Raw genomic sequence first — 7,049 nt, forward strand, 5'->3', positions numbered from 1 at the left:
CGGGCATCCCTACATGGTCACCGGGGATCAACCAGCCGCAACATGACCCTCCGCGTTGTGGCCGGACACCATCGGGCTCCCGCTCGGGTTCGACACCCCTGAGCGTTGAGACTGGCGGCAATCTGCGCGAGCGTGGAGCAACCGGCGGCCTTCGCGGCTTCGACTGCTGGTGCCATCTTTCGGGCGAATGTGATTGCTTCGGCCTTCCGGATGGCGGCCAGCCGAGCGCCGTTGACCCCGAGCTTCACCCCTCTGGCTTTGGCTGCTTGAAGTGCAGCCTTCGTTCGGGCCGACACCATGTCCCTTTCATGCTCGGCGAAGGCCGCGAGAATATGAAGCATCAGTCGGTTGGCGTACGGCGCGTCCACCGCAACAAACTCCACCCCGCCGTCCATCAGCGACGAGACAAAGGCCACATTGCGGGCCAGTCGGTCGAGCCGAGCGATCACCAATGTGGCAGATTGCACCCGGCACTCTTGCAGAGCGTCACGCAAACCCGGGCGGTCTTTCAGTTTGCCGCTCTCGACTTCCACCACTTCATCGGCGAGCACTCCGCCGACTTGCTCGACATAGCGGGTCACCGCCTCGCGTTGCGCTTCCAGGCCGAGCCCGCTTTGCCCCTGCCGAGTGGTGCTGACCCTCAAATAGGCCACATACCGACGCGGCAGGGCGGTTTTGCAGTTATATGGTGGTTTGTGTGACATGCCCTCGGCGTAGAGGACATGGCTCGACAGGGAAGTGAAGTTGACTGCACTGCTCGGCAGGTCGGAGAATGAGGAAGCTAGGGGACGTCTCGCTGCCTGCGACGCCGAAACCAGCGGCTATTCAAGCCCAGCGCAACACCTTGAAGAGGATGTTCGTCACGCGCCAATAGGTAAACGAGGCAAGGCAGGCGACTGCTACCCACAGGCCCTCGAAATAGGCAGGAAGCCCACTCTCGGTCTGGACGATGAAGCCGATGATCGAGATGACGAGCAGGCCGAAACCCCAAGCAATCGCCGAATAGAGGTAGGTGAACAGCGTGACCTGATAACCAGCTTCGCGGATTTTGGTCATCACTGCCGAACCATTCAAGGCAAGGATGATCGTCTTGGACGTAGCAAGGAAACCAACGAGGACAGCGCTCGCCCCGCCTGATGCACCGAGTAGTGCGTCTGGCTTTGACGGGAAGCGGCCGTCCGCAATGAACCACCACCCTACGACGGCCAGAACGGCCGCAAGGTATGGCCACCCGCGCTCAAACCGTAGCGCGGTCATTTCAGATCTCCCTGTTCTGTCGCCACTCAAGGATGGCAGCTCTGAGGGCGGTGTAGCGTTCGGTTCTCGCCACACGGTTACCAGCGGCATTTACAGGCTGCTGCGAGCTGATCTGGGCGTCCTTGAGGTTCACGCGCTGCCTCCTAGATCGAGCGTCCTGCTTTCCCCATACGTCGGCGCGGATTAGATCGCCGCCCAGCCGCCGCAGATCGTTGATCACACCCCACGCCTCATCGTGGCCAAGAGAGCTGCCCCGATCTGCCCGAGCTTTCATCTCAACGCGGATCGTCTCAATACCGACCGGCAACGGCGCGTTTAAAATGCCGGCCAGACTGTTCCCTCTTTCAAAGTTAGCGGCCCGAACTCCCGGCACACTGACCGTGAAGTCGATTTCTTGGATTAGACCAAAGTCCTGAAGCTCGGCATAGGCAGGGTCCTTCAGTCGCATTCCGAACCCGAAGCCCCACCGACCCTGATGAACTCCTCCGAGTGTAAGGTCCGCGGCTGCCAGATATTGCTCGATCCATTTCAATCGCGGGCCGAAATGGTTGTATTGAACGGCGGCCACGCCGGTGGCGGGATCAAACACGAACGCCGTGTCCTCGCCGAACCAATCACCGCCGAGGTCGATCTCCTCCATTGCTCTCTCTCGGGCCATGCGGCCGGGACCGTGACCTGATCGCCGTTTAGCAAAGTCAAAGTGCCACAGGCCTTGGAGGTCGGTGAAGTTTTCCAAGCGAAGGCCGTCGTCCTCGCCGAGGAAAAACCGATCTTCAATCGGCATGGCCTCGATGGCGGTACCCACTTGCTGAAGGGAGCGAGGACCAAACTGCTGCACCCCGTATGCCAGTGCTCGCATCTGCTCATCCTCCCATTCGTCTGAGCGAGGCATATCGCGGTCGATCCGATGGGTCCAGTTCTTGGCGTCAAGAGGCGTTCGCCAGTGGAGGCAGGCGAGAGCCGAACAACGAACGCGCAGGCCTTATCTACGGATCGGCGCTGCACCCGATGTCACTTCACCCCGGATGTCAGCTTTGGCCTCCCTCGAATGTAATCAGGGGTGCCTGTGCCGCCAAGGTAATCCAATAGCCTAATCCCGTGCTCGATAGGCCGTCTGGCCATCGAGACCAAAGCTCTTCGTGGAGAAGCAGCGAGCTGGGAGGCTGCTTGTAGCGCTTGTTGAGGAGTATCGTCTTGGGGATCCCAAGCTTCATCGCATCGTCCACCAGGTCTTTCGCCATCGTCCTGCGGCTAGCGACATAGGTCAGCCATTCGTGCAAGTCGGTAGGCGGCAGATGGCCTGCGTATCCCACGTTCAACCCTGTCAGCAGGTTCTTGTGGCCGATCAGCTCAACGAGCCGAGGACCCCCGCCTTTCCATCTCTTGACGATCTCCACTCGGGTGACCGGCGCAGGACCAAAGGGAGCCGGCTGAAGTACCGAAGCTCGCTCCTTCACCTTGTCGTAAAGCTTGGCTACGACCGGGCCCAACGGATCAGTCGAACGCTTAACCTTCTTTGGCTCACCGGTAGGGGAATAGGTCTGCTTGGGGGCCGGGTTGTTGCGATGGAGCTGCATCGTTTCGAGGCTGCCATCGTCTCCCACGTAGAAAGTTGTCTTGCCCGGCAGGGAGGCGCTCGCCACGATTTCCGAGACCGCCACCCCGATGAAGTCAACTGCAATATCCAGCCGGGTCAGCCGGCAGTCAGCCAGGAAACGGTCGATGCGGAACGTCTTGGCGTAGGAGAGTTCCTCCGTCAGCGCCTGCAATCCGCCCGGACCGATCTTTCTAGGATTGAACTCCAGCCTCAGCTTCCACGGTTGAGCCTCCTTGGGCCGGATGAACTGAACAAAGACGCCGGCTTCACGCTCGCCAGCGGAGAGCCATACTTTTTCGTAGAGTTTCTCGGGCTGAGAGAACTGAGTGTCTACGAGGTCAGTTGGTCCCTCCTTCATCGCCATGAACGAACTAAGGGTCTTGATGAGTTCTGCAAACTGCTCCTCCCCCGTTGGTTCCGGGATGAAGTGAGAATGCTTGAGCGGCGCTATAAGCGAGATCCTGTCCGGCTTAGGAGCTGATACCCATACTTCTCTACCGTCTGAGAAGGTGAGGTGGACTGGGTAGTCTTCTGGAGAGGGCGTTGGGACCGGGGGCTTATTAGAGGCTTCGGCTCCGTGGGTCAGGGTCACGGGCATCCTATGCGCCCAACCCGAGGTACTGACGGGGAAGCGTCACGACCGATGAGCCTCTGAACTATACGGTCCGCCGAGAGCCCCGACAACATCAAAACCGTATTCGAGCTTGAGGATGGTCTCCCGCTTTCTCTTGAGGGACTGGGCGCTTCCGTACTGGCTTGTCTGGCTCCCCGACGAATGACCAAGGAACGCCCCGATGTCTTCGTCAGGCACGGAGTTCTCTCTCAAACAGTCCGCAACAGTATGCCGCCAAACATGGGTCGCACGCCCCGGCGAGTGAAGGCCGAACTTTTTTAGGTAGTCGGTCCAGAAGCGCGTCGCCCCGGCGCTTGTTCGGCCTTGGGTCCCCAGCCGAAACTCATAGAGGATGCGTTGGGCCGGTCTGCGCTTGGCCCTGGCTGTGACGAACTCCCGCAATCCCAGCTCAAGAAGCCGAGGGTGGATCGGCACATCCCTGATCGACGTCTTCGTCTTCAGCGTCTTCGTCTTCTTGTTCTCGCCGTCTTCAAGCTGCAGTTTCCAGTGAGGGACTGCGTCGTCGAAGACAAAATCGGTCGGTAGTAGCTGGCAAAGTTCCCCCGCTCGGGCTCCGCTGTGCATAGCCAATACGACGAACCACCACCTCCCGTCCCGCACCAAACATGTACCCGGCTCGGTAGTCCGTTTGGGCGACTTGTGGCCAGCGAACAGTGGGGTTTGGAAAAGCCGCTTCAGCTCGTCCGTGTCAAAGCTCTTGGGCGACCGCTTTGTGATGGATTTCGGGCGATCCATGAGCAGCCCAGCAGCCGGGTCCAACGGGCTCAACCCTTCGGAATAGGCCCAGGCGAAAAATGCCTGCACCGAACCCCAGTAGCGGATGGCCGTCTGGAACTGGATTTGGTGCGCCGGCTCATCAGTCAAGCTATGCCGAAAAGGGACTTTGCGACCTCTCAGTGTCACGTCTCGACGCGAGAGGTCCGTCCGGAACCGGCGGAGTATCTCCTTGGTCACATCGAGCAGAGATGTCTCTGGCCCGACTACTTCTTGAAGCCAGCCCAAGGCCCGTTCAAGCTCGGCTATCTGGCCCTCAGCAATGCCCTTCGCCCGCTTTCTCTCGATGAAATCGTCGGCTGCCGTCTTTAAGCTATTCACCGTGAACTGGGCCTGTGGTCGGGAGAGTTGTAGGCCGGGATCAGCGGTGCTCAGGGAGCCGTGGAATAAGGGGTCGCTCGTCTCGAAACGTTCAAGTGGGGAGGTGATCTGGTGGCGAAACAGCTCGCTCTGGGCGATCTCCGTACGTACAGCCAATCGCGAAATCTGGGTCTGCTGTTGCAGTGTCAGGGCATCGAACTTGAACCCCAGCAGCTCTGCCAGAGCGAGCGCATGGACGTGGACGTGACCGTCAAACTCGTTCCGCTTCAGTTGCTCGGCCAGATCCATGAGGCGCTCGTCGTGCAAATGCAGGGCGTATGCCTGTCCATGATCAAACTCGTGCGGATCGGTCGGGAAGCTTCTCGGTCGGTCGAGGTCTGCAACCAGTTGGGAAAAATACGCCCGGGCTGCTTCCTCAAAATCGGCGGCGGTTGCGTTGGGCATTTCCCGGAGTTTCTCCATCACAGCCCGAAACCATGCTGTGGCACGTAGGCATTCAATCCGAGCCGCTTCAGAGTTTCTAGTCTGCAACGAACGACGGAACTCGACCATGCCCAGTTTTTTGGTCAGGTCGGCCGGGATACGGAAGCGGACAAAATAGACCGCCCCCCGTCGCGCAAGATGGGCGGGCCGACGCCCCGCCATCAGAGCTGTGTCCCACGATAGTGGAGCAGTAGAGGCGGGACATGCCCACCCGCTACGCCGGGCCGTTTGATATGATTTGTTAAATCAGGGAAATGGCGCACCCGACAGGATTCGAACCTGTGACCCCTGCCTTCGGAGGGCAGTACTCTATCCAGCTGAGCTACGGGTGCGGACCTAAGGAGGGGGTGCTTACAGGATCGCGGGACGGGCCTCAATCCCAAAGCAGCGGCATCGGGGGCGGCCCTGCGGTTTGGTCTTGGCGCGCGGGCGCTCCCGTCTTAAGCCTTGGCGAGAACCACACGGAGTGATCCCGCCATGCGTATTCCGGCCCTTGGCATCATTGCCGCCCTCGTCCTGCTGGTCGCCGCCTGCGCCAGCGTTGCGCCGCGCGGCCCGGATGGCGAGGCGGCCCTCAACGTCATCGCCGAGGACTATGTCCATCTGATCCTCGAGATCGGCGAGCATGAGCCGGGCTATGTCGATGCCTATTACGGGCCCGAGGCCTGGCCGGCCGAGGCCAAGGCCAATTTGCGTCCCGTGCCGGAGCTGACGCAGGCGGCCGAGGCCCTGCTGGTCGAGATCGAGGCCGTGCCCGACGCAGGACTCTCGCCCGACCTTCGCCAACGTAAGGCCTATCTCAGCGCCCATGTGTCGGCCGCCCACGCCCGGCTGCGCATGATCGCGGGCGAAAAGATGGGCTTTGCCGATGAGGCCGAGGCCCTGTTCGGCATCCGCCCCGAGCTGCGTCCGCTGGAGAGTTTCGACCCTGTGCTGGCGCGCCTGGACGCCCTTCTGCCGGGCGAGGGCTCGCTGAACGCCCGGCTGGGTGCCTTCCGGGGCGGCACCGCCATTCCGCGCGACCGGCAGGAAATGGTCATCGCGGCCGCCATCGCCGAGTGCAAGGCCCGCACCGAGGCGCATATCGACCTGCCCGAGGGCGAAAACTTCACCCTCGAATTCGTCACCGACAAGCCCTGGTCGGGCTACAACTGGTACCAGGGCCAGTCGCAAAGCCTGATCCAGATCAATGTCGACCAGCCGATCTCCATCGAGCGCGCCATCGATCTGGGCTGCCACGAGGGCTATCCCGGCCACCACGTCTACAACATGCTGCTGGAAAAGACCTTTGTCCGCGAAAAGGGCTGGGTCGAGATGAGCGTTTATCCGCTCTACAGTCCGATGAGCCTGATCGCCGAGGGCAGCGCCAACTATGGCATCGACCTGGCCTTCCCCGGCGAGACGCGCGGCGACTGGGAGCGCGAGGTCCTGTATCCGTTGGCCGGTATCAGCCCGCAGAAGGTTGAGCTTCAGACCGCCATCCTCGACATCACCCGCGAGCTGGCCCGCGCCGAGTACACCATCGCCGACGACTATCTGTCGGGCCGCGCCGACCGCGAGACCACCATTCAGCGGCTGATCAAATACGGCATGCACAGCCGCGGTTCGGCCGAGCGCCGCATCCGCTTCATCGACACCTACCGCAGCTACATCATCAACTATAGCCTGGGCCGCGACATGGTGCAGGACTGGGTCGAAGCCCAGGGCCCCGACCACTGGACCACCATGGAACGCCTGCTGGGCAGCCAGATCCTGCCCACCGATTTGCTCTGACGTCTTCCCGCGACCCCCGTTGTGTCCGCTGTGATGAACCGCTTTCTGCTCCCCTTCTCCCCTTGAGGGAGAAGGTGTCAGGCGGAGCCTGACGGATGAGGGGGACGTTTGATCCGGAGCGGAACCCAAGAGTTTTGGCCCCCACCCGCCCCCTCATCCGAGCCGCTCACGCGGCCCACCTTCTCCCGCAAGGGGAGAAGGAATGCTGAG

6 protein-coding genes and 1 tRNA gene are annotated in these 7,049 nt (G+C 61.2%); 1 reads left to right on the plus strand and 6 read right to left on the minus strand.

The genetic code is table 11. The annotated features are described in order from the left end of the window. Positions 1 to 17 precede the first annotated feature (17 nt). The 6 genes from B4K74_RS13410 to B4K74_RS13435 form a co-directional block, all read right to left on the minus strand. Positions 18 to 704 carry a recombinase family protein gene (locus tag B4K74_RS13410; protein ID WP_286693357.1) on the minus strand — a complete coding sequence of 229 codons (687 nt, stop codon included), beginning with the start codon at positions 702 to 704 and terminating at the stop codon, positions 18 to 20. Positions 705 to 825: 121 nt separating this feature from the next. Next, complete coding sequence (locus B4K74_RS13415) at positions 826 to 1,257, minus strand: hypothetical protein (protein WP_286693358.1); 432 nt, start codon at positions 1,255 to 1,257, stop codon at positions 826 to 828. Between the two features lies 1 nt (position 1,258). Next, on the minus strand, positions 1,259 to 2,116 hold the full coding sequence (locus tag B4K74_RS13420; RefSeq protein ID WP_286693359.1) for a hypothetical protein: 858 nt from the start codon (positions 2,114 to 2,116) through the stop codon (positions 1,259 to 1,261). Positions 2,117 to 2,285: 169 nt separating this feature from the next. Then, positions 2,286 to 3,446 (minus strand): hypothetical protein, encoded by a 1,161-nt coding sequence (locus tag B4K74_RS13425; RefSeq protein ID WP_286693360.1) that lies wholly within the window; start codon positions 3,444 to 3,446, stop codon positions 2,286 to 2,288. 42 nt (positions 3,447 to 3,488) lie between these two features. After that, a complete protein-coding gene (locus B4K74_RS13430) occupies positions 3,489 to 5,228 on the minus strand; it encodes a DUF6538 domain-containing protein (protein ID WP_286693361.1) in 1,740 nt (579 codons plus the stop codon). Between the two features lie 93 nt (positions 5,229 to 5,321). Beyond that, positions 5,322 to 5,398 (minus strand) — tRNA-Arg (locus B4K74_RS13435). 145 nt (positions 5,399 to 5,543) lie between these two features. On the opposite strand from B4K74_RS13435, the gene B4K74_RS13440 reads away from it, so the two are divergent. Then, entirely contained in the window at positions 5,544 to 6,839 is a 1,296-nt protein-coding gene (locus tag B4K74_RS13440) for a hypothetical protein (RefSeq protein ID WP_286693362.1), read from the plus strand. The last annotated feature ends 210 nt before the right edge of the window (positions 6,840 to 7,049 follow it).

Origin of the sequence: Brevundimonas sp. UBA2503 (assembly GCF_002341485.1) — a bacterium.
Classification (GTDB): domain Bacteria; phylum Pseudomonadota; class Alphaproteobacteria; order Caulobacterales; family Caulobacteraceae; genus Brevundimonas; species Brevundimonas halotolerans.